The organism is Paraburkholderia sp. BCC1876 (assembly GCF_902833695.1).
GTDB lineage: Bacteria > Pseudomonadota > Gammaproteobacteria > Burkholderiales > Burkholderiaceae > Paraburkholderia.
This window is the reverse complement of the sequence record NZ_CADFGI010000003.1, coordinates 455,015-480,588: the sequence shown is the minus strand read 5'-3', so window position 1 is coordinate 480,588 and position 25,574 is coordinate 455,015. Positions and strand designations below refer to the sequence as shown.

The following is a 25,574-nucleotide window of genomic DNA, read 5'->3' as shown; positions in this document are numbered from 1 at the left end:
CGTTGGAATAGGGCGGGCGGGGTGCCGCAAAACAAACGATTATAAACGCTCGGCGCGTGAGACGGCGGCGCGTCGCGGTTTCAGGGTCCCCCGAATGATAAAATCCGCGGATGAAAAAACTCGTCATCCTGATTTCGGGGCGGGGAAGCAACATGGAAGCCATCGTTCGAGCCTGCTCGGACGAGGTTTGGCCGGCGCAAGTCGCCGCCGTGATTGCCAACCGTCCTGACGCCGCGGGCCTTGCGTTCGCGGCGTCGCACGGTATTGCCACGGCGGTGGTCGACCACCGCCAGTATCCCGACCGCGACCGCTTCGACGCGGCGCTGGCCCAGCAGATCGACGGCTTCGCGCCCGATCTCGTGGTGCTCGCCGGCTTCATGCGCGTGCTGACGGCCGGTTTCGTCGACCGTTACGCCGGGCGCATGCTGAACGTGCACCCGTCGCTGCTGCCGAGCTTTCCGGGCCTGAAAACCCATCAACAGGCACTGGACGCGGGCGTACGGCTACACGGCGCGTCGGTGCATTTTGTTACGTCGCAACTGGATCACGGGCCGATCGTCGCGCAGGCGGCGGTTCCCGTGGAAAACGGCGACACCCCCGCCATGCTCGCCGAACGCGTGCTGGCGATCGAACACATTATTTATCCACGCGCGGTGCGCTGGTTCGTCGAAGGGCGTCTTGCTCTAGATGGTCTGCGCGTCACGCTTACGCCGTCAGAGCCGCAATGGCTCTTTGCCGGTCACACCGCCGGAGAGGGCGCATGAGATTACATGGTTTTTTGATTGGACAAACTGAGACTTTGCTGGCTGAAGTCCTGAAACTCACCGGCCCGGCCGATGCCACGACCAGCCGCTTTTTCCGCGCCCATCCGAAGCTCGGGCACGGCGAGCGCGGCGTGATCGCGGAAGCGGTGTTCGCGGTGCTGCGCCGCCGGATGGAATTCGCCCATCTGGCCGAAAGCGGCGCCGGCAGCCCGGCCCGCCGTATGGCGCTGCTCGGCCTGATGCAGACGGCGGGGCGTAACGCGCTCAAGCCGTTCGTGACGGAACAGGAGTTGAGCTGGCTCGAACACGTGTCGAAGATCGACCCGCAAAGCCTGCCGCTGCGCATTCGCCTGAACCTGCCCGACTGGATCTATCAGGCGCTGGCCAAGCGTTTCGAGCCCGCCGAACTGGCGCAACTGGCCGCCGCGCTGAACTACCCGGCGCCGCTGGATCTGCGCGCGAACCCGATCAAGGCAAGCCGCGAAGACGTGCTGAACGCGCTGTCGAAGGCCGGTATCGAGGGCGGTGAAACGCCGTTCGCGCCGTTCGGCGTGCGGGTGGTCGGCAAGCCGCCGCTCACCAAGCTCGACGCGTTCCAGCACGGCTGGGTCGAAGTGCAGGACGAAGGCAGCCAGTTGCTGTGCTCGCTGGTCGCGCCCAAGCGCGGCGAGATGATCGTCGACTTCTGCGCGGGCGCGGGCGGCAAGACGCTGGCGCTGGGCGCGGCGATGCGCTCCACCGGCCGTTTGTACGCCTTCGACATCTCGGAGCGTCGTCTCGCCAAGCTCAAGCCGCGCCTCGCGCGCAGCGGGTTGTCGAACGTGAATCCGGTGCTGATCGATAGCGAACACGACGCCAAGATCAAGCGTCTGGCCGGCAAGATCGACCGCGTGCTCGTCGACGCGCCGTGCAGCGGGCTGGGCACGCTGCGCCGTAACCCGGACCTGAAGTGGCGCCAGTCGCCGGAATCGGTCGCCGAACTGGCGCCGAAGCAATTGTCGATTCTGGCGAGCGCCTCGCGTCTGGTGAAGAAGGGCGGCCGCCTCGTCTACGCGACCTGCTCGATTCTGGAAGCGGAAAACGAAGCGGTCGTGCAGCAGTTCCTCGCCGACCATCCGGACTTCGTACTGGTGCCCGCACGCGACGTGCTGGCCGAGCAGCGTATCGAACTGGAAATGGGCGACTACCTGTCGCTGTGGCCGCACCGCCACGCAACCGACGGCTTCTTCGCCGCCGTGCTGGAACGCCAGAGCTAAGCAACACGACAGGCTTTTTTGCCGGCGTACTGTGGGTTGGGTAGTTGACCCGCGGCACGCCGGCGATTTCGGCGACATCATGCAAAACCGTATTTTTTCTCATATGTTCGGCGACCTTGCGCGCGACTTTGGCCAGCCCGTCATGCTCTGGCAGGTCGGCGTGCTGCTGGGGACGCTCGCGCTCGCGTGGCTGCTCGCGCGCCTGTTGCGGCGCACGCTCGATCTGCGCCGGCAAACGCGTTACCAGACGCTGCGCTTCGGCGCGGAAAGTCTGAACCGCGCCTTCTTTCCGCTGATCGGCGCGGCGCTCGTGTGGCTCGCACGCACGATCACCGCGCCGTTCATGCATACCGCGCTGCTCGATCTGGCCTTGGTGCCGCTGTTCGGCATCGGGTTGATCTATATCGTGTTTTTCATCGCGCGACGGGTTTTTAGCCACGACGGCGTGACGCATCCCTGGCTGTTTCTGGTCGAAAAACTGGTCTCGCTGATTGTCTGGGTCGGCATGGTGCTGACCGTGATGGGCATTCAGGACGACGTGATCTCGTGGATGGGCAGCGTCCATTTCCGCGTGGCCAATGCGCACATGACGCTGCTGTCGCTCACCACGGGCCTGCTGTGGGTCTGCGTGACGATGATCGTCGCGATGTGGCTCGGCTCCACGTTCGAGGACCGCCTGATCCGTTCGACCACGCTCGACGCCAATCTGAAGGTGGTGGTGGCGCGCGTCGGCCGGGCCGCGTTGATGCTGGCGGCGATTCTGATCAGCCTGTCGCTGGTCGGCATCGACATCACCGTGCTGGGCGTGTTCGGCGGCGCGTTGGGCGTCGGGCTCGGGTTCGGGCTGCAGAAGATCGCCAGCAACTACGTGTCGGGCTTCATTATCCTGATCGACCGGTCGCTGCGGATCGGCGACACGATCAACGTGAGCGGCCTGCAAGGCATGGTCACGCAGATCCGCACGCGTTACACCGTGGTGCGTGGGCTCGACGGCATCGAAACGCTGATCCCGAACGAAAAACTGATCACCGACGTGGTGCAGAACCAGTCGTCGTTCCTGACGCGCGGATATTCGAAGGTGGCCGTGCAGGTCGCTTATTCGTCGGACGTCGAGCAGGCCATGGGCCTGCTCGCGCAAGCGGTCGAAGGCGTGCCGCGCGTGCTCAAGGAGCCCGCGCCCACGCCGTATCTGGCGAGCTTCGGCGCCGACGGCATCAATCTCGAGCTGGGTTTCTGGATCGAAGACGCGGCAACCGGCACGTCGGGTGTGCGCTCCGCCGTGAATCGCAATATCTGGCGTCTGTTCTCCGAACACGACATCTCGATTCCGTTCGCGCAACGCGAAGTGCGGATCGTGGGCAATGTGAGTGCTGCCATGCCGCAACCGGTAACAATGACCGCGCCTGCGGCCAATCAGGCGGACGGCGCCCTCTGACGGGTGTTTCGAACCCGCCGACCGCGGTAAAAACCCTGTCGGCGTTTTCCATCCCATTGATATCGCACAAAAAATCCCCATTTGTTACAAACACTTGGAACGGTTCAAGTAGAATGACGTCCAATCCCGCTGTATGCTTTCACTTTCTTGACACGCGCATGTTGCGTGTGTCTCGTGTCTCTCGTTCCACAGGTAAATTGCCTTGTTGAATTCCTTGCTCGACTTCCTTGCCCACGGTCTGCTGCACTTCTCGTGGTGGCAACTCGTGGTGTACACGCTGATCGCGACGCACATCACGATTATCGGCGTGACGGTCTATCTGCATCGCTGCCAGGCGCACCGCGCGCTGGAGCTGCATCCGGTCGTCAGTCATTTTTTCCGTTTCTGGCTGTGGATGAGCACGGGCATGCTGACCGGCCAATGGGCCGCGATTCACCGTAAGCACCACGCCAAGTGCGAGACTGAAGAAGATCCGCACAGCCCGCAAACGCGCGGTATCTGGAAGGTCTTGCTCGAAGGCGCGGAGCTTTATCGCACCGAGGCCAAGAACGAAGAAACGATGCGCAAATTCAGCCACGGCACGCCGAACGACTGGATGGAACGCAACGTCTACACGAAGTACCCGATCCTCGGCGTGAGCCTGATGATGGTGCTGAACATCGCGCTGTTCGGCGTGGCCGGCCTGACGATCTGGGCCGTGCAGATGGTGTGGATTCCCTTCTGGGCCGCTGGCGTGGTCAATGGCCTTGCGCACTTCTGGGGTTATCGCAACTTCAACTCGTCGGATGCGAGCACCAACATCTTCCCGTGGGGCATCCTCATCGGCGGTGAAGAGCTGCATAACAATCACCACACGTATGCGACGTCGGCCAAGCTGTCGAACAAGTGGTACGAGTTCGATATCGGCTGGATGTACATCCGCATCATGTCGGCGTTCCGTCTTGCCAAGGTGAAGAAGGTCGCGCCGACGCCGCGTCTGACCACCGGCAAGCTGGTGCTCGATCAGGACACGCTGCAAGCCGTGCTGGCCAATCGCTACGAAGTGATGGCGCGTTACGGCAAGGCGCTCAAGCGTGCCTATCGCCAGGAATTGGCTCATCTGAAAGAAGTCGGCGCGCGCGAGAAGTATCAGGTCATGCGCGGTGCGCGTAGCTGGTTCCACAAGGAAGAGGCCGGTCTGAACGAGCCGCAGAAGCGCCAGTTGCCGCAAATCTTCGCAAACAGCCAGAAGCTCAAGACCTACATCGACATGCGCAACGAACTCGCGTCCATGTGGGAGCGGTCGAATGCGTCGCGTGACCAGTTGCTGGTTCAGTTGCAGGACTGGTGCCATCGCGCTGAGCAGAGCGGTATCAAGGCGCTGCAGGAATTCGCTTTGCGACTACGTCGTTATGCCTGATTGCGAAATCCATTAAAATCTCGTTACGTCACAAAACCCCGCGTTGGCGGGGTTTTGCTTTTTGGGCCGCGAAAACTGCAACGACACGTCGTTGACCGTCCGCGGCGGCAGAGCGAAGGCAGAGGAGATCATGGATCAGCAGGCGATCAGGACCGTCGAATACGACCGGCCGCAAGCGCAGGGCACGACCTGCGGAATCGGGCAGGCTTGGGCGAAGGTGCCCGACACGCCGTCGGCGCAGGAAAAGGCGGCACTGAAGACACGCATCCGCGCACTGCTTGAGCGCGAGAAAGCGGTGCTCGTCGCGCATTACTACGTCGACGCGGAGTTGCAGGAACTCGCCGATGAGACCGGCGGCTGCGTGGCCGATTCGCTGGAAATGGCGCGCTTTGGTCGCGATCACGATGCGCAGACGCTGGTGGTGGCGGGCGTGCGCTTCATGGGCGAGACGGCCAAAATTCTGAGCCCCAACAAGCGCATTCTGATGCCCGATCTCGACGCGACCTGTTCGCTCGATCTGGGCTGTCCGGTGGACGAATTCTCAGCGTTCTGCGACGCGCATCCTGACCGCACAGTGGTCGTGTATGCGAACACCAGCGCGGCGGTGAAGGCGCGTGCGGACTGGATGGTGACGTCGTCGATCGGTCTGGAAATCGTCGCCGATCTGCACGCGCGCGGCGAAAAGATCATCTGGGCGCCGGACCGGCACCTCGGCAGCTACATCCAGAGCAAGACCGGCGCGGACATGCTGCTGTGGCAAGGCTCCTGTCTCGTGCATGACGAATTCAAAGGCATCGAACTCGACCTGCTGCGCGCGGAGTATCCGGACGCGAAAGTGCTGGTACATCCGGAGTCGCCGGCTAACGTGGTCGCGCAAGCGGACGTGGTGGGGTCGACGACGCAATTGATCGACGCCGCGCAAAAACTCGATGCCACGCATTTCATCGTCGCGACCGATCTCGGCATTCTGCACAAGATGCAACTCGCTGCGCCCGGCAAGACCCTGATCGCCGCGCCCACAGCCGGCAACAGCGCGACCTGCAAGAGTTGCGCGCACTGCCCGTGGATGGCGATGAACGGACTCGCGAATCTGGCCGACGTCCTGGAGCGCGGGCATAACGAAATTTTCGTCGACCGTGCGATCGGCGAGCGGGCGCGTCTGCCGATCGATCGGATGCTGGACTTCGCCGCGCGTCAGAAGAAACGCGTGCAGGCAAGCGGCGATCTCGCGCGCGACGCGCAACTGTATTCGAATGTGGGAGCAGCGTGATGGGGGCGGTTGAGAGCATGGTCGAGCGCGATCCGGGTGAGGCGGTGTCGCCGCTGTTCGCTGAAATTCACGCGCAATACGGTGCGGCGTTCGACGCCGCGCTCGCGCGCAACGTCGCCGATGCGCTGGCCGAAGACGTCGGCGCTGGCGATCAGACTGGACGCCTGGTGCCTGCGGACGACATACGCAACGCGCGCATTATCGTGCGCGAAGATGCGGTGTTGTGCGGCGTGCCGTGGTTCAACGCGGTGATGCGCGAGGTGGATTCGCGCATCGACGTGCAATGGCTCTACCGCGAAGGTGATCGCATGACGGCGGACACGCCCGTTTGCGAACTGCGCGGACCGGTGCGCGCGTTGTTGACGGCCGAGCGCAACGCGCTGAACTTTCTGCAGTTGCTGTCGGGCGTGGCGAGTGCAACGCGCCGTTATGTCGACGCGATCGCCCATACGCGAACGCGCATCCTGGACACGCGTAAGACGCTGCCCGGTTTACGGCTCGCGCAGAAATATGCGGTGCGTGTGGGTGGCGGCGCGAATCAGCGGCTCGCGCTGTACGACGGCATTCTGATCAAGGAAAACCACATTGCCGCAGCCGGCGGCGTGGGCGCGGCAATGGACGCGGCGCTTGCGCTGAACGCGGGTATCTCCATCCAGATCGAGGTCGAGACGCTGGAGCAATTGGAGACGGCGTTGGCGCATCGTGCTCAATCCATTCTGCTCGACAACTTCTCGCTCGACGCAATGCGCGAGGCTGTTCGCGTGACAGCAGGACGAGCGGTGCTGGAGGTGTCGGGCGGCGTGAACTTGGACACGGTGCAGACGATTGCGGAAACGGGCGTTGACCGGGTATCGATCGGCGCGCTGACTAAAGACGTGCGCGCGACCGATTACTCGATGCGGATTGTTTGAGGCAGCGCGTTTGCGCGTCCAAGCGTTTATTGCGCTGGAAAAAAGGCCATCGCCAGTGTGTTCACCGGCGATGGCCTTTTCGTTTCAACTCACCTTCAATCACACGTTGCGGTTGCGCACATGCTCCGGCGATAGAACCGACGGCAGCGCCTTCGGCAACGTAGCGGGCCAGTCGCGGCTGAAATGCAGGCCGCGACTCTCGCGCCGCGACCGTGCGCCTTCCACGATCAGCGACCCCACGTCCACCAGATTGCGCAACTCAAGCAGGTCGCGGCTGACCTTGAAGTTGGCGTAGTACTCGTGGATCTCGTCGCGCAGCAGGGCGAGCCGATGTTTGGCGCGCATCAGACGCTTGTCGGTGCGCACAATGCCGACGTAATTCCACATCAGCCGGCGCAACTCGTCCCAGTTGTGCGCGACCACCACTTCCTCATCCGGATCGGAGACACGGCTCTCGTCCCAATCGGGCAGCGGCGCATGGACGGCGGCGCTGAAGCCTTCTGCCTCGATAGCCTGCGCGGCGGAGCGCCCGATCACGAGGCATTCGAGCAGCGAATTGCTGGCCAGCCGGTTCGCGCCGTGCAGACCCGTGCAGGACGTTTCGCCGACCGCATAGAGGCCCGCGAGATCGGTGCGGCCCGCTAGATCCGTCACGACGCCGCCGCACGTGTAGTGCGCGGCCGGCACGACCGGAATCCCTTCTTTAGTGATGTCGATACCGAATTCCAGGCAGCGCGCCAGGATTGTCGGAAAATGCTCGCGCAGGAATTCGGGCGATTGATGGCTGATGTCGAGATACACGCAATCGATGCCGCGCTTCTTGATTTCGAAGTCAATCGCACGCGCGACGATATCGCGTGGCGCGAGTTCAGCGCGCTCGTCGTGGTTCGGCATGAAGCGGGTGCCGTCCGGTAGCTTCAGAATGCCGCCTTCGCCGCGCACGGCCTCCGAGATCAGGAACGACTTCGCGTAGGGATGGAACAGGCAGGTCGGATGGAACTGGATGAACTCCATGTTCGATACGCGGCAGCCGGCGCGCCACGCCATCGCAATGCCGTCGCCCGTCGCGGTGTCGGGGTTCGTTGTGTACAGGTAGACCTTGCCGGCACCGCCGGTGGCGAGCACGGTATGCGGCGCCTCGATCGTGACGGTGCGGCCGCTCTGCAGATCAAGCGCGTACAGACCGTGACACCGACGACCCGGCAAGCCGAGGCGGTCGGATGTGATCAGATCGATCGCGTAGTGATCTTCGAGCAGCGTGATGTTCGGATGACGGCGCACGCGCTCGCTGAGCGTGGCGACCACGGCGTGACCCGTTGCGTCCGCGGCGTGAATGATGCGCCGATGGCTATGGCCGCCTTCGCGCGTCAAATGGAAGCCGAGTTCCGCGGCGTCGTCTTTGGTGAACGGCACACCTTGCTCGATCAGCCATTCGATCGCGGCCCGCCCGTGTTCGACGATAAAGCGTGTCGCCGCCTCATCGCACAAGCCGCCGCCGGCAATCAGCGTATCGCGCACATGATTTTCGATGCTGTCTGCCGAGTCCAGCACTGCAGCGATGCCGCCCTGCGCCCAATCGCTTGCGCCTTCGGTCATCGATCGCTTGGCGACCACCGCAACCCGCCGGGTCTCGGCGAGATTGAGCGCGACGCTCAAACCAGCCAGACCGCTACCGACAATCGCCACATCGAATTCCATTACCCGCATCTCCCACTGTCGTTTTGCCATGACGGCGAAACATTCGTTCGCCGCTAAAACGAGAAAGGATACGCGTCGCGATGGAGTAGGGAAAGCTAGCCGAACGGGTTAGGACTATCTCAGCGTGTAAAGGGAATGCGGCGACATGGTCGTTGAGATTGGAGCAGTGGAAAACAGGCCCTTAGAAAACAAAAAAGCCTCGCATGAATGCGAGGCTTTTTGCGCCTGTCTTTGCCTTCGTCAGGCAGGAGCCAAGATTTATTTAATCTTGGTTTCCTTGTAGTCAACGTGCTTACGGACGACCGGATCAAATTTCTTGATCAGCATCTTTTCCGGCATGTTGCGTTTGTTCTTCGTCGTCGTGTAGAAATGACCCGTGCCTGCGGTCGATTCCAACTTGATCTTGTCGCGTGCGCCTTTCGCCATGATTTACTCCTTAGGCTTGGCCGCGTGCGCGCAGATCTGCGAGCACAGCGTCAATACCGTTTTTGTCGATCAGGCGCAGGCCGGCGTTCGAAACGCGCAGACGCACCCAACGGTTTTCGCTTTCCACCCAAATACGGCGGTTTTGCAGGTTCGGCAGGAACCGGCGCTTGGTTTTGTTGTTCGCGTGGGAAACGTTGTTGCCGCTCATCGGCGCTTTCCCAGTTACTTGGCATACGCGTGCCATGAGAGCACTCCTAATACGCTAATTCTGAGTTCGAACGCCGTGAAAGTTTCCCGAAAAGAGCCACGCTTAAGTTATGAAACTAGAGGCGCTTGGTCCTTTCCGGAACGCCTTGGTGGCTTCGGAACAGGGGGTTGGAAATAGGCAAACCGGAATTATAGCGGAAAAAAAGCCGCAAAATCAAACCTTATTTGCGATGCCTGACTCCGCGCAACGCCCGTGCGGTCCAGGTTCAGGCCGGATTCGGCCCGGGTTCAAGCCCTGTCACGGCCAGCCGGCGCGGGCGAACGAGTAAACCTGGTCGGTGCCGATCACCAGATGATCGATCAGTTGCACGTCGATCAGCGAGAGGGTGTCGCGCAGTGTGCGCGTCAGGCGGCAATCGCTCGCGCTCGGCTCGACGACGCCGGAGGGGTGATTATGCGCGACGATCAGGCTGGCTGCATTCAAACTTAAGGCGCGGCGGGCGATTTCGCGCGGATACACCGCCATCCGCGTGAGCGTGCCCTGGGCACTTTCCTCGCATTCGATCAGCCGATGACGGGCGTCGAGATACAACGACATGAACACTTCCTGTTGAAGTGAGCCGATCCGCAGACGCAGAAAGTTCTCCACGGCTTCCGGCGAGTTCATCAACGAACGTTCGCGCATGCGGGCGACCAGCGAGCGGCGCGCCATTTCCATGATGGCCAGCAACTGGGCGATCTTCGCCGGTCCGATGCCGCGGATGCCCTCGAAATCTGAATAGGTTGCGTCGAGCATCGCGCGTAACGAGCCGAAACGCTCCAGCAACGCGCGCGCGACGCTGAACACGTCGTGTCCGGGCAAGCCCGAACCCAGCACCAGCACGATCATCTCGGTGTCCGACAACACGCCGGGTCCGTGGCCGATCAGGCGCTCGCGCGGCATGTCCTGCTTCAGCCACTTGCCGCGGATAAGCCGCGGGCGTGGCCGTTTGCCGCGCGCCGCCGGCGCCGGGTGTACGGCGGGCAACGGTGTTTCGTCGATCATGCTGGCGTAATCTGCCATATATAGAGAGTCCTCCGGTTCGGTTTGAGGGCGGCGCCGATGCCGCGGCGCTCTGCGACGCAGCCAAGCCAGCGCAGACTATGTGGCTTACAATAGGCGCTTTGCGCACGGCACCCCCGACGGTCTGCCACACGCGTACTGCGGCGTCGACTGCGCCCGCGGCGCACGCGTGCAGCGCGCTTCGACTGAGCGAGCATTGCATGAGCATCATCGACATTTCCGAAGTGAAACCCGGTTCACACGTGACGCTTCATTACCGGCTTTCCCTTGCCGATGGCGCCGAAGTCATCAACACCTTCACCGAGAAACCGGCCACGCTGCTGCTCGGGGCCGGTCAACTGGCGCCGCCGCTGGAAGATATTTTGCTGGGTTTGAAGGTGGGCCACCACTCGACCTTTCAGCTAATGCCCGGTCAGGCGTTCGGTCCCCGCAATCCGGAATTGATCCAGCGCGTGTCGCTGGCCACGCTGCGAGAAAACAGCATGATCGGCGAGGATTTTTCTCCCGGTGATCTGGTCGAATTTAACGCGCCGGGTGGCGGCCGCTACGCCGGCGTCCTGAAGGAGGTCGGCGAAACCTCGGCCCTGTTCGATTTCAACCACCCGCTTGCCGGCCAGGCGCTGGCGTTTGAAGTGAAAATCATCGGGATTTTGTAAACATGAGCATCACGGATACGACTCTTGCCGAAACCGAGATCCTGCTGGCGCAGCCGCGCGGGTTCTGTGCCGGCGTCGATCGGGCGATCGAGATCGTCGAGCGGGCTATCAAATTGCACGGCTCGCCGATTTACGTACGTCACGAAATCGTCCACAACGCCTATGTCGTTGAAGATCTGCGCAAGAAGGGCGCGATTTTCATCGAGCGGCTGGAAGAGGTGCCGGCCGGCAATACAGTGATTTTCAGCGCGCACGGTGTGTCTAAAGCCGTGCGTTCCGAAGCCGAGTCGCGCGGGCTGCGGGTGTACGACGCCACGTGTCCGCTCGTGACCAAGGTGCATATCGAAGTGGCGAAAATGCGCCAGGACGGTTTCGACATCATCATGATTGGCCACAAGGGGCATCCTGAAGTCGAGGGCACCATGGGCCAGGCCGGCGAGGGCATGCACCTGGTCGAAGATATCGAAGACGTGCAGGCTTTGCAGCTCGACGACCCGGAGCGGATCGCGTTCGTCACGCAAACCACGCTGTCGGTCGACGACGCCGCCGAAATCATCCGCGCGTTGAAGACCAAATTTCCGTCTATCCGTGAGCCGAAGAAGCAGGACATCTGCTACGCCACGCAAAACCGTCAGGACGCGGTCAAGTTCATGGCGCCGCAGTGCGACGTCGTGATCGTGGTCGGCAGCCCGAACAGCTCGAACTCCAACCGCTTGCGCGAGTTGGCCGAAAAGCTCGGCGTACCCGCCTATATGGTGGATTCGCCGGATCAGATCGATCCGGTCTGGGTCGAGGGCAAGCGCCGTATCGGCGTGACGGCGGGCGCCTCGGCGCCGGAAGTGCTGGCGCAGGCGGTGATCGCCCGCTTGCGCGAACTTGGGGTGCGCAACGTGCGCGCGCTGGAAGGCATCGAGGAAAATATTGCGTTTCCGCTGCCGCGCGGGCTAGGTCTACCCGCCTGACAATTAGCTGACCATGAAAGGAAAGCGCACCCGAGGGTGCGCTTTTTTTATGTCCGTCGATCGGGCGATCTCAGAATAAATAAAGTGCCAGATCACGGGTCAAGCTCAGTTTTAGTGGCCTTGCGCACAAATTCTTTTGAAAACCGATCTGGTTTTTAAACCCGTCCCCCATGATATAGCCCCGTTTATTTCCAGTAAAAGCGCTTGCGCCGATTTTTGACGCACTAAAATAGTGCGTGATCGTTGAATCGATAGAAACGTAATACTTATCGCGAAACGCGCTGCAATCGGGGCTTGGGCCAATTCGCCGCAACACTTGATGCCACGGGGCGCGGCGCTGGTGCAACTGATGCACGAAAAATAGTCGCAACCGGGTTGCGCCTTTTAGTGAATTTCGCTCTCAAAATAAGGTTGCAATGCAGGAAAACCCTGCCGGTTCAACAATATTGCCCGTCGCAAAATTGGAGTTACAATGCGCGCGTTCTCAAGGCCTCCGGGTCCCGAACACGAGATTTTGCAAGGCGCAGGAGACCTACTTAATGCGAGTCAAATTTGCTTACGCCGTGTCCATCGCGGCCGCGGTTGCGATGCTGACCGCGTGCGGCAAGAAACAGGATGGCGAGGCGGGAGCAGGTGCATCGGCGGCCATGACGGCAGCGGCGCCGGCAAGCGAAGCGACGGTTGTGAAAATTGGTCATGCGGCCCCATTGACGGGCGGTATTGCGCACCTTGGCAAAGACAATGAGAACGGCGCGCGTCTGGCGGTCGAGGAAATCAACACACAGGGTTTGACGATCGACGGCCACAAGATCCAGTTGGAGCTCGACGCGCAGGACGATGCAGCGGACCCGAAAACGGGCACCGCCGTCGCGCAGAAGCTGGTCGACGATCACGTGGTCGCGGTGGTCGGGCATCTGAACTCGGGGGTGTCGATTCCGGCTTCGAAGATCTATAGCGATGCGAACATCGTGCAGATCTCGCCGTCGTCGACCAATCCGGCCTACACGCAGCAAGGATTCAAGACGACCTATCGGGTCGTCGCCACGGACGCGCAACAAGGTCCGGCGCTCGCCGATTACGCCACGAAGGCGTTGGGCGCCAGACGCATCGCGGTAGTGGACGATGCAACCGCCTACGGTAAGGGGCTCGCGGACGAATTCGCGAAGACCGTAGAGGCGAGCGGAGCGAAGATCGTCGCGCGGGAAGCGACGAACGACCGGGCCACGGATTTCCGGGCCATCCTCACAAAGATCAAGAGTGTTCAGCCGGACGTGATTATGTTCGGCGGCATGGACGCGACGGGCGGGCCGTTTACCAAACAGGCGGCGGCGCTCGGTATCAGGGCAAAAATCCTTGGCGGCGACGGTGTGTGTACCGACAAGGTGGGGGAGCTGGCGGGATCCGCCGTGCAAAACCTGGTCTGCTCGGAGGCGGGACTCGCGCTTTCGAAGATGGACAAGGGAGCGGACTTCGAAAAGAAGTACGTGGACCGCTTCCACACGCCGGTGCAGATTTACGCACCGTTCACGTATGACGCTGTGTACGTGATTGTCGATGCAATGAAGCGCGCTAATTCGATCGAGGCGCCCAAGGTGCTGGCTGCGATGCCGTCCACCGATTACAACGGGGTAATCGGCCACATCGCGTTCGACGACAAGGGTGATTTGAAAGAGGGCGCCATTACGCTTTACGACTTCAAGGACGGCAAGAAAGCGGTTCTCGACGTCGTGAAGATGTGATGACGGGACGTTCAGCCTGACGGCACCGAAACCACCCAACGGTGCCGTTTTTGCATCCGCTCAAGGCGAGCCTGCGACCGCATCCCGGTCGTTATGGCAAACCGGCGGCGGATAACCCTTACCGGTCTTTTACATCAGTACCCGCAGTGCCGTTGAGATTCCGTGACGCATCACCGCCCACCGGCTGATGAAGAACGCGAATCCAGTCGCACGGGCTAAGGAGCATTAAATGGATATCTTCATCCAGCAGGTCCTCAACGGGCTGGTGCTTGGCAGCGTTTACGCCATCATCGCACTGGGCTATACGATGGTTTACGGCATCTTGGGCATCATCAACTTCGCTCACGGCGATGTGTTGATGGTGGGCGCGATGGTTGCGCTCTCAGCCATAGGCGTGCTTCAGAACCACTTCCCTGGCCTCGGCAACGTGCCGACGCTCATCATCGCGCTGATCATCGCCGCCATAGTGTGCGCGGCCGTCGGCTACACGATCGAGCGGGTGGCCTACCGGCCGTTGCGTAAAGCGCCGCGTCTCGCCCCGCTGATCACCGCGATCGGCGTGTCGATCCTGCTGCAGACGCTGGCCATGATGATCTGGTCGCGCAATCCGCTGCCGTTCCCGCAGCTGTTGCCCACCGACCCGATCAACGTGATCAAGGCCACCGACACGACGCCGGGCGCCGTGATCTCGATGACTGAAATCGTGATCATCGTGGTGGCGTTCCTCGTGATGGCCGGCCTGCTGCTGCTGGTGCACAAAACCAAGCTCGGCCGCGCGATGCGTGCCATTGCCGAGAACCCGGGCAATGCCAGCCTGATGGGCGTGAACCCGAACTTCGTGATTTCGGCAACCTTCATGATCGGCTCGGCGCTCGCCGCTCTGGCCGGCGTGATGATCGCGTCCGAATACGGCAACGCGCACTTCTACATGGGCTTCATCCCCGGTTTGAAGGCCTTTACCGCGGCGGTGCTGGGCGGCATCGGTAACCTCGGCGGCGCGATGGTGGGCGGGGTGATCCTCGGCCTGATCGAGCAGTTGGGCGCCGGCTATATCGGCAACCTCACCGGTGGTGTGTTCGGCAGTAATTATCAGGACGTGTTTGCTTTCATCGTGCTGATTATTGTGCTGGTGTTCCGTCCGTCGGGCCTGCTCGGCGAACGCGTTGCGGATCGCGCCTGATTCTGGGAGTAAATAAACATGACCTCAATTCAACCGATCGAGCCGTCCACGACGCTCATCCCTGAAAAGAACCGCACCAAGACGCTGACGGTCGGCATCATCACCGCGATCTTCGTGATAGCCGCGCCGATGATCATCGGCACGGCCGGCGGCAACTACTGGGTCCGCGTGCTCGACTTCGCGATGCTGTACGTGATGCTCGCGCTCGGCCTCAATGTGGTGGTCGGCTTTGCCGGCCTGCTGGATTTGGGCTACATCGCGTTCTACGCGGTCGGCGCGTACACGTCCGCGCTGCTGAGTTCACCGCACCTGTCGTCGCAGTTCGAGTGGATCGCGCACTTCGCGCCGAACGGGCTGCATGTCCCGTTCCTGCTGATCGTGCCGTGCGCGATGGCCGTCGCCGCGTTCTTCGGCGTGATTCTCGGTGCACCGACGCTGCGTCTGCGGGGCGATTACCTCGCCATCGTGACGTTGGGCTTCGGGGAAATCGTGCGGATCTTCCTGAACAACCTCGACCGTCCGGTGAACATCACCAACGGCCCGAAGGGGATCACGGCGATCGACCCGGTTCACTTCGGCGACTTCAGCCTCGCGCAAACGCACACGCTGTTCGGCTTCCAGTTCCCCACGGTGTACTCGTACTACTACCTGTTCGTGATCGCGGCGTTGGCCGTGATCTGGGTGTGTACGCGTTTGCAGCACTCGCGTATCGGCCGTGCATGGGCCGCGATCCGCGAAGACGAAATCGCTGCCAAGGCGATGGGCATCAACACCCGCAACGTGAAGCTGCTGGCGTTCGCGATGGGCGCGTCGTTCGGCGGCCTGTCGGGCGCGATGTTCGGCTCGTTCCAGGGCTTCGTGTCGCCGGAATCGTTCACGCTGCCGGAATCGATCGTGGTGCTGGCGTGCGTGGTGCTGGGCGGTATGGGCCACATCCCGGGCGTGATTCTCGGTGCGGTGCTGCTCGCGGTGCTGCCGGAATTCCTGCGCTCGACCATGGGTCCGTTGCAGAACATGGTCTTCGGTCATGAAATCGTCGACACGGAAGTGATCCGTCAGTTGGTCTACGCACTCGCCATGGTGCTGATCATGCTGTATCGCTCGGAAGGTTTGTGGCCATCGCCCAAACATGAAGACAAGATTGCGAAACTGACGAAGCGTGGCGGCAAGAAGCCGGTTCGCGCCTAAGCCGGGGAGAGAAAAAAATGAGCGACAACATTCGACTGTCGGTGAAGGGCGTCAACAAGCGCTTCGGTGGCTTGCAGGCGCTGTCCGACGTCGGACTTGAAATCAAGTCCGGCCAGATTTACGGTTTGATCGGCCCGAACGGCGCCGGCAAGACGACGTTCTTCAATGTGATCACGGGCCTGTACACGCCGGATTCGGGCGAGTTCAAGCTCGACGGCACGCCGTACACGCCGACTGCGGTGTACCAGGTGGCGCAGGCCGGTATTGCGCGTACGTTCCAGAACATTCGTCTGTTCGGCGGCATGACCGCGCTGGAAAACGTGATGGTCGGCCGCCATGTGCGTACCAAACACGGGCTGCTCGGCGCGGTGTTCCAGACGCCGTCCGAACGCAAGGAAGAGCGCGAGATCAAGGAACGCGCAATCGAACTGCTGGAATACGTCGGCATTGCGCAGTACGCGGACTACACGTCGCGCAATCTGTCGTACGGCCACCAGCGCCGTCTGGAGATTGCCCGCGCATTGGCAACCGATCCGAAACTGCTCGCGCTGGACGAACCGGCCGCCGGCATGAACGCGACGGAAAAGGTCGATCTGACCAAGCTGCTCGACAAGATCCGCAGTGACGGCAAGACGATCCTCTTGATCGAACACGACGTGAAACTCGTGATGGGTCTGTGCAACCAGATGACGGTGCTCGACTACGGCAAGGTGATTGCGCAAGGTCTGCCGTCAGACGTGCAGAAGGATCCGAAGGTGATCGAAGCTTATCTGGGTGCGGGAGTCCACTGATGTCCACAACGCAAGCAATGTTGAAAATCAAGGGCCTGCAGGTCAATTACGGCGGCATCCAGGCAGTCAAGGGCATCGACCTCGACGTCCAGCAGGGCGAGCTGGTCACGCTGATCGGCGCGAACGGCGCGGGCAAGACCACGACGATGAAGGCGATCACGGGCCTGAAGCCCTACACGATCGGCGACATCGAGTACATGGGCGAGTCGATCAAGGGCGTGCCGCCGCATCTGTTGCTCAAGCGCGGTCTGGCGATGGTGCCGGAAGGCCGCGGCATCTTCTCGCGTATGTCGATCATCGAGAATATGCAGATGGGTGCGTATCTGCGGACCGATACCGACGGCATCAAGGCGGACGTGGATCGCATGTTCGGCTTCTTCCCGCGTCTGAAGGAACGGGCTACGCAGTACGCGGGCACGCTCTCCGGCGGCGAACAGCAGATGCTGGCGATGGCGCGCGCGATCATCAGCAAGCCGAAGCTGTTATTGCTCGACGAACCGTCGATGGGTCTGTCGCCGATCATGGTCGAGAAGATCTTCGAAGTGGTGCGGGCGATCTCGGCCGAAGGCATGACCGTGCTGCTGGTCGAGCAGAACGCGCGTCTGGCGTTGCAGGCGGCGAACCGCGGCTACGTGATGGACTCGGGTCTGGTCACGATGTCGGGCGACGCGAAGCAGATGCTGGACGATCCGAAGGTGCGCGCGGCTTATCTGGGTGAGTAACCTGGTTTAGCCGGACGAGACCAAAAAAAGGCTGCATGCGCAAACGCATGCAGCCTTTTTCTATTCCGACGCGGCGTCTCAGGTCGCCGCCACCGGCTCCGCGAGTTCGCCCAGCCGCTTGCCCAAACTGATTACCGCGTCGGCGCGATAGCCGAGCGCTTCGTAAAACTCACGGATATCCGTCTTCGCGGACAACACCTGCAGATTCAGCTTCGGGCAACCCAGCCCGGTCAACACCTGTTCGACGTGCGCGACCAGCCGCGTACCGATTCCGTGACGTCGCACCGATTCGTCGACGGCGAGCGAATAGAGCCAGCCTCGGTGACCGTCGTAGCCGCCCATCACCGTGCCGACGATGCGCTCGTCGAGTGTCGCGACAAAGAACAGTTCCGCTTGCGTCGCCAGCTTGTTGGCGATCGACAGATGCGGGTTGCGCTGCGGCCTCGTCACGTCCCGATACTCGGGGAAGGCTTCTTGCCACAGCGCGACCACGGCATCGGTGTCGCGCGCGTCGAAGCGGCGGATCGATAACGTGGAGGTCGTCGTCATAGGTGCGTTCCTTTGGCTTACAGCGTGTCGAGAATCGAACGCAGCATCGCCATCATCTGGTCGATTTCTTCGTTCGTCACGTTCAGCGCCGGCATGAAGCGCAGCAGGTTCGGGCGCGCCGCGTTCAGCAGCAGACCGTCGGGCTGCATCACCCGAGCCTTCTCGACGATCTGGTTGCCGATGTCCTTGCCGAGCAGCAGCGCGCGCAGCAGGCCCTCACCGCGTTCGCCCTCAAAGCCGCGTTCCGCCGACAACTCCAGCAGCTTCGCGCGCAAATATTCGCCGCGCGCCCGCACGCCTTCGAGGAAGCCCGGCGCCACCAGTTGCGAGATCACCGAATAGCCGACCGCGGTCATCAGCGGATTGCCGTTATAAGTGCCGCCCTGATCGCCGGCTTCGAACACGGCGACCTCCGCCTTCGACAGCAGTGCCGCGAGCGGCACACCACCGCCGATGCCCTTGCCGAGCGTCATGATGTCCGGCTCGATGCCCGACAGTTCATACGCGAACAGCGTGCCGGCGCGGCCGCAACCGCTTTGCACTTCGTCGACGATCAGCAGCAGGTTGTGCTGTTGCGTCAGCGCGCGCAGTTGCTTCATGAATTCGGGGGCCGCCGGAATCACGCCGCCTTCGCCCTGAATCGGTTCGAGCATCACGGCAACGGTCTTCGCGTTGATGAGCTTTTCCACCGACGCGATGTCGTTCAGATCCGCCTTCGGGAAGCCCGGCACTTGCGGTGCGTAGATCGTGTCCCAGCCCGGCTTGCCGCTGGCCGACATGGTGGCCAGCGTGCGGCCGTGGAAGCTGTGATCGAAGGTGATGATCTCGAACGCGCCGTCCTTGAACTTCTTGCCCCACTTGCGCGCGAGCTTGATCGCGCCTTCGTTGGCTTCGGCGCCGCTGTTGGTGAAGAACACCTTGTCGAAGCAGCTGTGTTGCGTCAGCAGGCCGGCGAGTTGCGCCATCGGTTCGTTGTAGAACGCCGGCGACGGATTGAACAGCAACTTGGCCTGCTTGTTCAGCGCTTCGATCATGCCTTCGTTGCAATGGCCGAGGCTATTGACCGCCCAGCCCTGGATGAAGTCCAGATATCGCTTGCCGTTATTGTCGTAGAGCCACGAGCCCTTGCCGTGCGTGAAAACGATTTCGGGCCGGTTCGTGATGTACATCAGCGACTCGATCGGGTACTCAGTGAAATTCATGACGGCAGGCTCCAGACAACGGGTGAAGGGGGGATGAAAGTTGGCCGGATACGCAACAGAGCGGCCGGGGATACAACGGAACGGCAAAAACAAAAAAGCCACGGCATGCCGTGGCTTTCATGATTCGAACTGCGTGCGCCGGTGTGTGGCGCGAATCCGTGACGAAGCCAGCGGCGTCCCTAAGGGAGCGGCGAGCGGCGACGTCGAAGTTCGGACTGGATGCGGTTCATGCGCGAAAGAATACGACAAGGAAAGCGCTGGTGTAAACCATGAATTTGCATCGGACGGATTTTTTTCTCCGACGTGCAAGCTTATGCGGCTTGCCGATTATGAGATCGGCCGCTGACTAGAATGTGACGGCGGTTGTTTTTTGGGCGTTGTTCGCACGGGCGGCAACTCACAACAAACCATCGCCGCAAAAGCAAATGGGCGCTCAACCGAGCGCCCATTCTGAATCAGGAAGCCGGGGGTCCGCCCATCCGAAGATAGCTGCCGACGCTGATCCCGACTTATCGCCAACAATTCTAAAAGCCAAGGAGGTGCCCGTCAATGGACCACCTGACAGATGATGAAATTTCAGCAATTACCGCGCTGCTCTCTGAAGATCGCCTCAGCACTTTTCAGACAATGGCCGACACGACTCGCACGGCCATCGCGCTTCATCAGCAGATGTTGCAGTTGGCCGGGGCGCTGATGAGCGTCACGGCAGTTGTCGAGATAGCGCTTCGTAATTCGGTCTGTGACCGGCTAGGCGATCACTTCGGCGTGGACGGCTGGTTGCGTCGTCCACCGGTGCCTTTCGTCTGGAAAGACGAGGAGCGCGGCAAGATCGAAGCGGCCGTTCGCGGGGCACAACGTGCAGCCTATGCAAAACTGAATGCTTCGGATAAATCCTCGGTCGATCAAGCGGCGTTCCGTCGCGGCGTGCCGCCGGGTCTGGACCATGAATTTCGGGTCGCGGCGCGGCAAAAGGCAATCGTTGTGCGAAGTGGTCAGGTGATTACCCAACTCACGATGTACTTCTGGAAGCGGCTCTTCTCTCGCGATTACGAACAGACGCTGTGGAAGCCTGCGCTAAGACGCATCTTTCCGAACAAGGCAATTGATCGATCGGCGGTTGCCATTCAACTGGAGCGAATCCACCAGTCACGCAATCGCGTCGCGCACCATGAACCGGTGTATGGGCACAGACTATTCGACACGCTAAACGCGGTCGATTTTCTTGCTTCGAATCTCGGCGCGACCGGCAGCGACGGCTGTACTGCACTACATAAAATGCTGCGATCCGAGCGTGCGGCGCTCGAGGATCGGGCACACTTGCTTCAGCTCAAAGTCGAGACCGGCGCGGGCGCAACCTCTCCATGCGCGAAGCGCGGCCAGGTGCATGGCCGCGCTTCCAGAATCGTACGTTGCGAGCATCGGCGCATCTGCACCGACGTCGCTCACCTCAAACCGCGTTCGCCAGATCCGCGGCGCTCGTGAACGAGTCCGCATAGAACTCATCTTGCGGCAGGCCGTGGTGCTGGGTGAAATCGCGCTGAGCCGATTCGACCATCACGGGTGCGCCGCAGGCATAAACCTGATACGCCGACAGATCGGGCAAATCTTCGATCACCGCGCGATGCACGAAGCCGACGCGGCCCGTCCACGCGTCGTCCGCATCGGGCTCCGACAACACCGGCACGAACTTGAAGTTCGGAATCTCGCGTGCCCACTGCTCGGCCAGTTCGAGCAGATACAAGTCTTTCTTGCGGCGTGCGCCCCAGTAAAGCGTCATGGGACGATCCAGGTTCTTGAACACCGCATGCTCGACGATCGCCTTCAGCGGCGCGAAGCCCGTGCCCGAGGCCAGCAGCACGATCGGCCGGTCGGAATCTTCACGCAGGAAGAACGTGCCGAGCGGCGCTTCGAAGCGCAGAATGTCGCGCTCTTTCAGCGTGTTGAACACGTGGTCGGTGAAGGCGCCGCCGGGCATGTGGCGAATATGCAGTTCGACCGGGCCTTCCGCGTGTGGCGCGCTCGCCATCGAATAGCTGCGGCGCTTGCCGTCTTTCAGAATGAATTCGAGGTACTGGCCGGCCAGATATTGCAGACGTTCGTTGGCGGGCAGTTGTAGCTTCAGCACGACGACGTCGTCGGCTTTGCGCTCGATCGCGCTGACGCGGCACGGCAGCTTCTTGACCTGCACGTCGCCCACACCGGCCACTTCGCGAATGTCCACTTCGAGATCGGAGCAGGCGGTCGCGCAGCACAACAGCGCCATACCGCGAGTCTTTTCGTCGTTCGACAATGCCGACGACGAATGCGCGCGCTGTTCGACTTCGCCGCTGAGCACAGCGCCCTTGCACGAGCCGCAAGCGCCGTTCTTGCAGCCGTAAGGCAGGCCAATGCCCTGGCGCAACGCGGCGCTCAGCACCGGTTCGTCCTGTTCTACCTGAAACTGCCGGCCGCTTTGCCGGAGCGTGACGTTGAATGCCATAAAGTGTGGGGAAATCGAAAAGTCGGTAATCGTTATCGGACCCGCCGCGTTCGCGGCTGACGGCTACAATGCGTCCACCATGAAAGCGACACGAAACTTCCGCCGGCCGCGCGTGTTGATCGTAGGTTGCGGCGATGTCGGCATGCGCTGCGTGCCCTTGCTGCAGCCACGTGCACACGTTTTTGCACTGACCAGCCATGCCGGGCGCTGCGCAGAATTGCGCGCCGCGGGCGTCACGCCGCTAGTCGGCGATCTGGATCAACGTCGCAGCCTGAAACGGCTCGCGGGCCTCGCGCCGACGGTGCTGCACCTTGCGCCGCCGCAAAAAAATGGCGACGACGATCTGCGTACTCGCGCCCTGCTTGCAACACTTGGCGCTCGTGGCGCCCGCGCGCTGCGAGCCGCGGCGGCGCCTGCCGTGGCGCCGGTTGGGCGGCTGCGTCGCGAACGGGCCGCGCGTGCCGGGTTTGCTGATTTTGCCCTGTGGGACGGATCCGGGAAAGCCAATATTGTACCCGACGGGGTCAGCCGTGCCGCCGCTTCGCGCGCGCCGGTCCGCCTCGTGTACGCGAGCACGACGGGCGTCTACGGCGACTGCGGCGGCGCCTGGATCGACGAGACGCGCGTCACGCAGGCGACCAATGCGCGCGCCAAACGTCGCGTGTCGGCCGAGCGGCAACTGCGGCGCGCGACCGCTCGCGGCGCGGTCCGCGCCAGCATCGCGCGGATTCCCGGCATCTATGCGGGCAACCGTCTGCCGCTCGCGCGGCTCGAAAAACGCACGCCGGCCTTGATCGATGCCGACGACGTCTACACCAACCATATCCACGCCGACGATCTCGCCGCGATCCTCGTGCGGCTCGTCACACACGGCCGGCCGGCGCGCGTGATCCACGCGAGCGACGACTCGTCGTTGAAAATGGGGGAGTACTTCGATGCGGTCGCCGATGCGTTCGGCGTCGCGCGTGCGCCGCGTATCACGCGTGCGCAGGCCGAGCAGGCGATCGAGCCGACCATGCTGTCGTTCATGCGTGAATCGCGACGGCTGATGAACCGGCGGCTCAAGACGGAATTGCGCGTGCAATTGCGCTATCCGAGCGTGGCGGATTTTCTGCGTGAGGCCACCGCGCAAGCGTGACCTCCTGCGCCGCGCTGGCCTAAGTCAGCGCCGGCAATGCCTCCAGCAGCAGGAAGCACAGCATTGCGCCGATCAATGCGCCGATCAGATTCGGATGGTAGTTATGCCGCAGCCGCATCGCGATCAGCAGTCCGCCGATCAGAACCAGTCCGAGACACATAAAAGCAATCATCACGGACGAGATCCGGATAGTGTCGTGGATCATCATGGCGCGCCTCCTTGTACCCTTTGTTGTCTTTGTTTAAAGGAGTATAGGGTGAGCTGTAAGCAAGAGCATGCTGCGGCGCAGCGCATGAAGACCGCCCGCCACGCCTTGTGTGCGGCCGCGCACAGGCTTTTTCCAGCCGCATCAAGGCCTTGGTGCGCGACTACCGGTTTACCCGCTCCGTAAAGATCCGAGGTCGGTTTCGTCGAGCCATTGCCATGCGCCCGGCGCGAGCGTCGCGGGCAGCGCGAGTCCGCCGATCCGCTCGCGATGCAACGCCTCGCAGCGGTTGCCGGCGGCGGCGATCATCCGCTTGACCTGGTGGTACTTGCCTTCCATGACCGTGAGCGCCAGCGCGTGCTCGCCACGCGCGACGGCGTCGACTGCGGCGATCGGTTTCGGCTCGCCGTGCAGCAGCACGCCGTCGCGCAGCGCGCCTAATTGCGTGTCGTCGAGCGGATGGCGCGTGGTCGCGACATACACCTTCGGCACCTTGCGTTTCGGCGACGTGAACAGGTGGACGAACTTACCGTCGTCGGAGAGCAGCAGCAGGCCGGTGGTGTCCTGGTCGAGCCGGCCCACGCATTGCACGCCGCGCTCCGCGAACTGCGGCGGCAGCAGACTGAATACGCTCGGATGATGCTGCGGGTCGCGCGAACATTCGTAGCCGGCCGGCTTGTTCAGCAGCAGATAAGCGTGCTCGCGATACGGCCAGACGACGCCGTCCACACTGAAGTGGAAGGCGTTGCCGGTGACGGGGAAATCGGCGTCGGCGTCGGTGCAGACGGCGCTTTCGATGCTCACGCGCGCGTCGCCGATCAGCGCGCGGCATTGGCGGCGCGAGCCGAAACCTTGAGTGAAGAGAATGCTTTCGAGATTCATGGCGAGCGAAGAATAACACCGCAAGAAGCGGAGCGCCCCACGGCGCGAACCGGACGACGATGGGCTCCTCATCACCGAGCCCAAGGAGTGCTTCGATGCCCGTCGTTTCCTCTTCTTCTCCCTCGATCCGATCCCGCTTGCCGGCCGCCTTCCAGCGGCTCGCGTGGTCGAACCTGGTCGCGCAGTCGGCCGAACAGATCAGCCTCGCCGCCGCGCCGCTCGTCGCGGTGTTCATGCTCGGCGCCGACGCGCGCGACACCGGCTTGCTGCAAACCGCGCAGACGCTGCCGTTCCTGTTGCTGTCGATCCCGCTCGGCGTCTGGGCCGACCGCCGCTCGCGCCGGCTGTTGATGACGCTCGCCGAAAGCGTGCGTGTGATCGCGATGCTGTGTGTCCTGCTGCTCGTGTCGACGCATGCGTTGAGCCTGCCGCTGCTCGCCGCGCTCGGCTTCGTGGCGGCGACCGGCACGGTGGCCTACAACGTCGCGGCGCCGTCGCTGGTGCCCGCGCTGGTGCCGCGCGAGGCGTTTGCCAACGCCAACGGCCGGCTCGAACTCGCGCGCAGCGTCGCGTATTCGGCGGGTCCGGCGCTGGGCGGTTTGCTGGTCGGCTGGATCGGGGCAGGGTGGGCATACGGCTGCGCGGCCGGGCTCTCGGCGCTAGCCGTCGCGCTGCTGGCCGGACTGCGCGAACCGCCGCGCGCGGCCATGCCGCAGCGTCACTTCCTGCTGGAGTTACGCGACGGCACGCGCTTCGTGCTGCGCGATGCGCTGCTGCGGCCGATGCTCGCGACCGCCGTGTTCTTCAACCTCGGCTTTTTCATCCTGCAAGCGGTGTATGTGCCGTACGCGGTGCATCGCTTGGGGCTGAGCGCGTCGATGGTCGGCGTGACGCTCGGGGCCTATGGCGTGGGCATGGTGTGCGGCGCGCTGGCCGCGCCGGCGATCGCGCGGCGTCTCGCCTTCGGACGCGTGCTGATCATTGGGCCGTCGTGCGGCCTGCTCGCGTCGCTCGTGATGGTGGCGACGCTCGTCGCGCCGTCGTTCTGGCTGGCGATGTTGAGTTTCTTCCTGGTCGGCGCCGGGCCGATTCTGTGGGTGGTCGGTTCGACCACGCTGCGCCAGGCGATCACCCCCGAACGGATGATGGGCCGCGTGTCGGCGCTCAACAGCACCGCCACCTACGGTGCGCGTCCGCTGGGCGCGTTGCTCGGCGCGGCGATCAGCGCGCGCTGGGGCATGGACGCTTGTCTCGTCGCGGCCGCGGCGGCGTTTGTCGTGCAGGCGCTGATCATCTTCATGTCGCCGGCGGCGCGGCTCGAGCGCATTCCCGAGCAGAGTGCCGCCGCCTGCTGAAAACAGGTTTTCATCCGGTCGCGTCGTGCCAGCCGGAGGTGCGTGGAGGTGCCGCACGAGCCAATACGCATCATCCGGAGAAACCCTTGAAAATGAA

Annotated in this window: 25 protein-coding genes; 16 read left to right on the top strand and 9 right to left on the bottom strand. The window is 62.4% G+C overall.

What is annotated here, in order from left to right:
- Nucleotides 1-110 precede the first annotated feature (110 nt).
- The 6 genes from purN (at nucleotide 111) to nadC (ending at nucleotide 7,035) form a co-directional block, all read left to right on the top strand.
- Nucleotides 111-764, top strand: a complete 654-nt coding sequence (gene purN / locus HWY05_RS13970; RefSeq protein WP_035548078.1) for a phosphoribosylglycinamide formyltransferase — start codon at nucleotides 111-113, stop codon at nucleotides 762-764.
- Nucleotides 761-2,020 (top strand): RsmB/NOP family class I SAM-dependent RNA methyltransferase, encoded by a 1,260-nt coding sequence (locus HWY05_RS13965; protein WP_176058722.1) that lies wholly within the window; start codon nucleotides 761-763, stop codon nucleotides 2,018-2,020. The genes purN and HWY05_RS13965 overlap by 4 nt, the downstream gene beginning before the upstream one ends.
- A 79-nt stretch (nucleotides 2,021-2,099) precedes the next feature.
- Nucleotides 2,100-3,455, top strand: a complete 1,356-nt coding sequence (locus HWY05_RS13960) for a mechanosensitive ion channel domain-containing protein (protein ID WP_035549454.1) — start codon at nucleotides 2,100-2,102, stop codon at nucleotides 3,453-3,455.
- Nucleotides 3,456-3,657: 202 nt separating this feature from the next.
- Nucleotides 3,658-4,854, top strand: coding sequence for a fatty acid desaturase (locus tag HWY05_RS13955; protein ID WP_035548072.1), 1,197 nt, complete (start codon nucleotides 3,658-3,660; stop codon nucleotides 4,852-4,854).
- A 130-nt stretch (nucleotides 4,855-4,984) separates the two neighbouring features.
- Entirely contained in the window at nucleotides 4,985-6,124 is a 1,140-nt protein-coding gene (gene nadA, locus HWY05_RS13950) for a quinolinate synthase NadA (protein ID WP_176058721.1), read from the top strand.
- A complete protein-coding gene (gene nadC, locus HWY05_RS13945) occupies nucleotides 6,124-7,035 on the top strand; it encodes a carboxylating nicotinate-nucleotide diphosphorylase (protein WP_176058720.1) in 912 nt (303 codons plus the stop codon). Before nadA ends, nadC begins: the two co-directional genes overlap by 1 nt.
- A 99-nt stretch (nucleotides 7,036-7,134) precedes the next feature.
- On the opposite strand, the gene nadB is transcribed toward nadC, so the two are convergent.
- The 4 genes from nadB to radC all read right to left on the bottom strand — a co-directional run bounded on the left by nadB (nucleotide 7,135) and on the right by radC (nucleotide 10,429).
- Entirely contained in the window at nucleotides 7,135-8,733 is a 1,599-nt protein-coding gene (gene nadB, locus HWY05_RS13940; protein ID WP_035548066.1) for an L-aspartate oxidase, read from the bottom strand.
- A 258-nt stretch (nucleotides 8,734-8,991) separates the two neighbouring features.
- On the bottom strand, nucleotides 8,992-9,159 hold the full coding sequence (gene rpmG, locus HWY05_RS13935; protein ID WP_006050116.1) for a 50S ribosomal protein L33: 168 nt from the start codon (nucleotides 9,157-9,159) through the stop codon (nucleotides 8,992-8,994).
- A gap of 10 nt (nucleotides 9,160-9,169) precedes the next feature.
- Nucleotides 9,170-9,403, bottom strand: a complete 234-nt coding sequence (rpmB, locus tag HWY05_RS13930) for a 50S ribosomal protein L28 (protein ID WP_035548063.1) — start codon at nucleotides 9,401-9,403, stop codon at nucleotides 9,170-9,172.
- 261 nt (nucleotides 9,404-9,664) lie between these two features.
- Nucleotides 9,665-10,429 (bottom strand): DNA repair protein RadC, encoded by a 765-nt coding sequence (gene radC / locus HWY05_RS13925; RefSeq protein ID WP_051980407.1) that lies wholly within the window; start codon nucleotides 10,427-10,429, stop codon nucleotides 9,665-9,667.
- 200 nt (nucleotides 10,430-10,629) lie between these two features.
- Here radC and HWY05_RS13920 point away from each other — a divergent pair, with 200 nt between their 5' ends.
- From HWY05_RS13920 to HWY05_RS13890, 7 genes are all read left to right on the top strand, one after another.
- Complete coding sequence (locus tag HWY05_RS13920; RefSeq protein WP_105508083.1) at nucleotides 10,630-11,085, top strand: peptidylprolyl isomerase; 456 nt, start codon at nucleotides 10,630-10,632, stop codon at nucleotides 11,083-11,085.
- A 2-nt stretch (nucleotides 11,086-11,087) separates the two neighbouring features.
- The gene (gene ispH, locus HWY05_RS13915) at nucleotides 11,088-12,047 is read left to right on the top strand and encodes a 4-hydroxy-3-methylbut-2-enyl diphosphate reductase (RefSeq protein WP_035548057.1); all 960 of its coding nucleotides are present in this window, start codon (nucleotides 11,088-11,090) and stop codon (nucleotides 12,045-12,047) included.
- A gap of 539 nt (nucleotides 12,048-12,586) precedes the next feature.
- A complete protein-coding gene (locus HWY05_RS13910) occupies nucleotides 12,587-13,786 on the top strand; it encodes a branched-chain amino acid ABC transporter substrate-binding protein (RefSeq protein WP_176058719.1) in 1,200 nt (399 codons plus the stop codon).
- A 229-nt stretch (nucleotides 13,787-14,015) separates the two neighbouring features.
- Nucleotides 14,016-14,966, top strand: coding sequence for a branched-chain amino acid ABC transporter permease (locus HWY05_RS13905; protein WP_035548051.1), 951 nt, complete (start codon nucleotides 14,016-14,018; stop codon nucleotides 14,964-14,966).
- An 18-nt stretch (nucleotides 14,967-14,984) separates the two neighbouring features.
- Nucleotides 14,985-16,154, top strand: coding sequence for an ABC transporter ATP-binding protein (locus HWY05_RS13900; protein WP_176058718.1), 1,170 nt, complete (start codon nucleotides 14,985-14,987; stop codon nucleotides 16,152-16,154).
- Nucleotides 16,155-16,171: 17 nt separating this feature from the next.
- On the top strand, nucleotides 16,172-16,945 hold the full coding sequence (locus tag HWY05_RS13895) for an ABC transporter ATP-binding protein (protein WP_035548046.1): 774 nt from the start codon (nucleotides 16,172-16,174) through the stop codon (nucleotides 16,943-16,945).
- The gene (locus tag HWY05_RS13890; protein ID WP_035548043.1) at nucleotides 16,945-17,667 is read left to right on the top strand and encodes an ABC transporter ATP-binding protein; all 723 of its coding nucleotides are present in this window, start codon (nucleotides 16,945-16,947) and stop codon (nucleotides 17,665-17,667) included. The genes HWY05_RS13895 and HWY05_RS13890 overlap by 1 nt, the downstream gene beginning before the upstream one ends.
- Nucleotides 17,668-17,745: 78 nt before the next feature.
- On the opposite strand, the gene HWY05_RS13885 is transcribed toward HWY05_RS13890, so the two are convergent.
- Both HWY05_RS13885 and HWY05_RS13880 read right to left on the bottom strand, forming a co-directional pair.
- Entirely contained in the window at nucleotides 17,746-18,216 is a 471-nt protein-coding gene (locus HWY05_RS13885; protein WP_035548040.1) for a GNAT family acetyltransferase, read from the bottom strand.
- Nucleotides 18,217-18,233: 17 nt separating this feature from the next.
- Nucleotides 18,234-19,418 (bottom strand): acetylornithine transaminase, encoded by a 1,185-nt coding sequence (locus tag HWY05_RS13880; RefSeq protein ID WP_176058717.1) that lies wholly within the window; start codon nucleotides 19,416-19,418, stop codon nucleotides 18,234-18,236.
- Nucleotides 19,419-19,967: 549 nt separating this feature from the next.
- Between HWY05_RS13880 and HWY05_RS13875 the strand changes: the two genes are divergently transcribed.
- Complete coding sequence (locus tag HWY05_RS13875) at nucleotides 19,968-20,900, top strand: hypothetical protein (RefSeq protein ID WP_176058716.1); 933 nt, start codon at nucleotides 19,968-19,970, stop codon at nucleotides 20,898-20,900.
- Here HWY05_RS13875 and HWY05_RS13870 read toward each other — a convergent pair.
- Nucleotides 20,866-21,897, bottom strand: coding sequence for a CDP-6-deoxy-delta-3,4-glucoseen reductase (locus tag HWY05_RS13870; RefSeq protein WP_176058715.1), 1,032 nt, complete (start codon nucleotides 21,895-21,897; stop codon nucleotides 20,866-20,868). The two genes, HWY05_RS13875 and HWY05_RS13870, sit on opposite strands and share 35 nt — an antisense overlap.
- A gap of 79 nt (nucleotides 21,898-21,976) precedes the next feature.
- Between HWY05_RS13870 and HWY05_RS13865 the strand changes: the two genes are divergently transcribed.
- The gene (locus HWY05_RS13865) at nucleotides 21,977-23,035 is read left to right on the top strand and encodes an NAD-dependent epimerase/dehydratase family protein (protein ID WP_176058714.1); all 1,059 of its coding nucleotides are present in this window, start codon (nucleotides 21,977-21,979) and stop codon (nucleotides 23,033-23,035) included.
- 19 nt (nucleotides 23,036-23,054) lie between these two features.
- On the opposite strand, the gene HWY05_RS13860 is transcribed toward HWY05_RS13865, so the two are convergent.
- Both HWY05_RS13860 and HWY05_RS13855 read right to left on the bottom strand, forming a co-directional pair.
- Nucleotides 23,055-23,243 carry a hypothetical protein gene (locus HWY05_RS13860; RefSeq protein WP_176058713.1) on the bottom strand — a complete coding sequence of 63 codons (189 nt, stop codon included), beginning with the start codon at nucleotides 23,241-23,243 and terminating at the stop codon, nucleotides 23,055-23,057.
- Nucleotides 23,244-23,411: 168 nt separating this feature from the next.
- On the bottom strand, nucleotides 23,412-24,122 hold the full coding sequence (locus HWY05_RS13855) for a 16S rRNA pseudouridine(516) synthase (protein ID WP_035548026.1): 711 nt from the start codon (nucleotides 24,120-24,122) through the stop codon (nucleotides 23,412-23,414).
- Nucleotides 24,123-24,217: 95 nt separating this feature from the next.
- Here HWY05_RS13855 and HWY05_RS13850 point away from each other — a divergent pair, with 95 nt between their 5' ends.
- Entirely contained in the window at nucleotides 24,218-25,477 is a 1,260-nt protein-coding gene (locus HWY05_RS13850) for an MFS transporter (RefSeq protein WP_176058712.1), read from the top strand.
- The last annotated feature ends 97 nt before the right edge of the window (nucleotides 25,478-25,574 follow it).

Coding starts and splice junctions, on each gene's coding strand:
- purN (WP_035548078.1), top strand. CDS start 111: ATGAAAAAACTCGTCATCCTGATTTCGGGGCGGGGAAGCAACATGGAA.
- HWY05_RS13965 (WP_176058722.1), top strand. CDS start 761: ATGAGATTACATGGTTTTTTGATTGGACAAACTGAGACTTTGCTGGCT.
- HWY05_RS13960 (WP_035549454.1), top strand. CDS start 2,100: ATGCAAAACCGTATTTTTTCTCATATGTTCGGCGACCTTGCGCGCGAC.
- nadA (WP_176058721.1), top strand. CDS start 4,985: ATGGATCAGCAGGCGATCAGGACCGTCGAATACGACCGGCCGCAAGCG.
- nadC (WP_176058720.1), top strand. CDS start 6,124: ATGGGGGCGGTTGAGAGCATGGTCGAGCGCGATCCGGGTGAGGCGGTG.
- nadB (WP_035548066.1), bottom strand. CDS start 8,733: ATGGAATTCGATGTGGCGATTGTCGGTAGCGGTCTGGCTGGTTTGAGC.
- rpmG (WP_006050116.1), bottom strand. CDS start 9,159: ATGGCGAAAGGCGCACGCGACAAGATCAAGTTGGAATCGACCGCAGGC.
- rpmB (WP_035548063.1), bottom strand. CDS start 9,403: ATGGCACGCGTATGCCAAGTAACTGGGAAAGCGCCGATGAGCGGCAAC.
- radC (WP_051980407.1), bottom strand. CDS start 10,429: ATGGCAGATTACGCCAGCATGATCGACGAAACACCGTTGCCCGCCGTA.
- HWY05_RS13920 (WP_105508083.1), top strand. CDS start 10,630: ATGAGCATCATCGACATTTCCGAAGTGAAACCCGGTTCACACGTGACG.
- ispH (WP_035548057.1), top strand. CDS start 11,088: ATGAGCATCACGGATACGACTCTTGCCGAAACCGAGATCCTGCTGGCG.
- HWY05_RS13910 (WP_176058719.1), top strand. CDS start 12,587: ATGCGAGTCAAATTTGCTTACGCCGTGTCCATCGCGGCCGCGGTTGCG.
- HWY05_RS13905 (WP_035548051.1), top strand. CDS start 14,016: ATGGATATCTTCATCCAGCAGGTCCTCAACGGGCTGGTGCTTGGCAGC.
- HWY05_RS13900 (WP_176058718.1), top strand. CDS start 14,985: ATGACCTCAATTCAACCGATCGAGCCGTCCACGACGCTCATCCCTGAA.
- HWY05_RS13895 (WP_035548046.1), top strand. CDS start 16,172: ATGAGCGACAACATTCGACTGTCGGTGAAGGGCGTCAACAAGCGCTTC.
- HWY05_RS13890 (WP_035548043.1), top strand. CDS start 16,945: ATGTCCACAACGCAAGCAATGTTGAAAATCAAGGGCCTGCAGGTCAAT.
- HWY05_RS13885 (WP_035548040.1), bottom strand. CDS start 18,216: ATGACGACGACCTCCACGTTATCGATCCGCCGCTTCGACGCGCGCGAC.
- HWY05_RS13880 (WP_176058717.1), bottom strand. CDS start 19,418: ATGAATTTCACTGAGTACCCGATCGAGTCGCTGATGTACATCACGAAC.
- HWY05_RS13875 (WP_176058716.1), top strand. CDS start 19,968: ATGGACCACCTGACAGATGATGAAATTTCAGCAATTACCGCGCTGCTC.
- HWY05_RS13870 (WP_176058715.1), bottom strand. CDS start 21,897: ATGGCATTCAACGTCACGCTCCGGCAAAGCGGCCGGCAGTTTCAGGTA.
- HWY05_RS13865 (WP_176058714.1), top strand. CDS start 21,977: ATGAAAGCGACACGAAACTTCCGCCGGCCGCGCGTGTTGATCGTAGGT.
- HWY05_RS13860 (WP_176058713.1), bottom strand. CDS start 23,243: ATGATGATCCACGACACTATCCGGATCTCGTCCGTGATGATTGCTTTT.
- HWY05_RS13855 (WP_035548026.1), bottom strand. CDS start 24,122: ATGAATCTCGAAAGCATTCTCTTCACTCAAGGTTTCGGCTCGCGCCGC.
- HWY05_RS13850 (WP_176058712.1), top strand. CDS start 24,218: ATGCCCGTCGTTTCCTCTTCTTCTCCCTCGATCCGATCCCGCTTGCCG.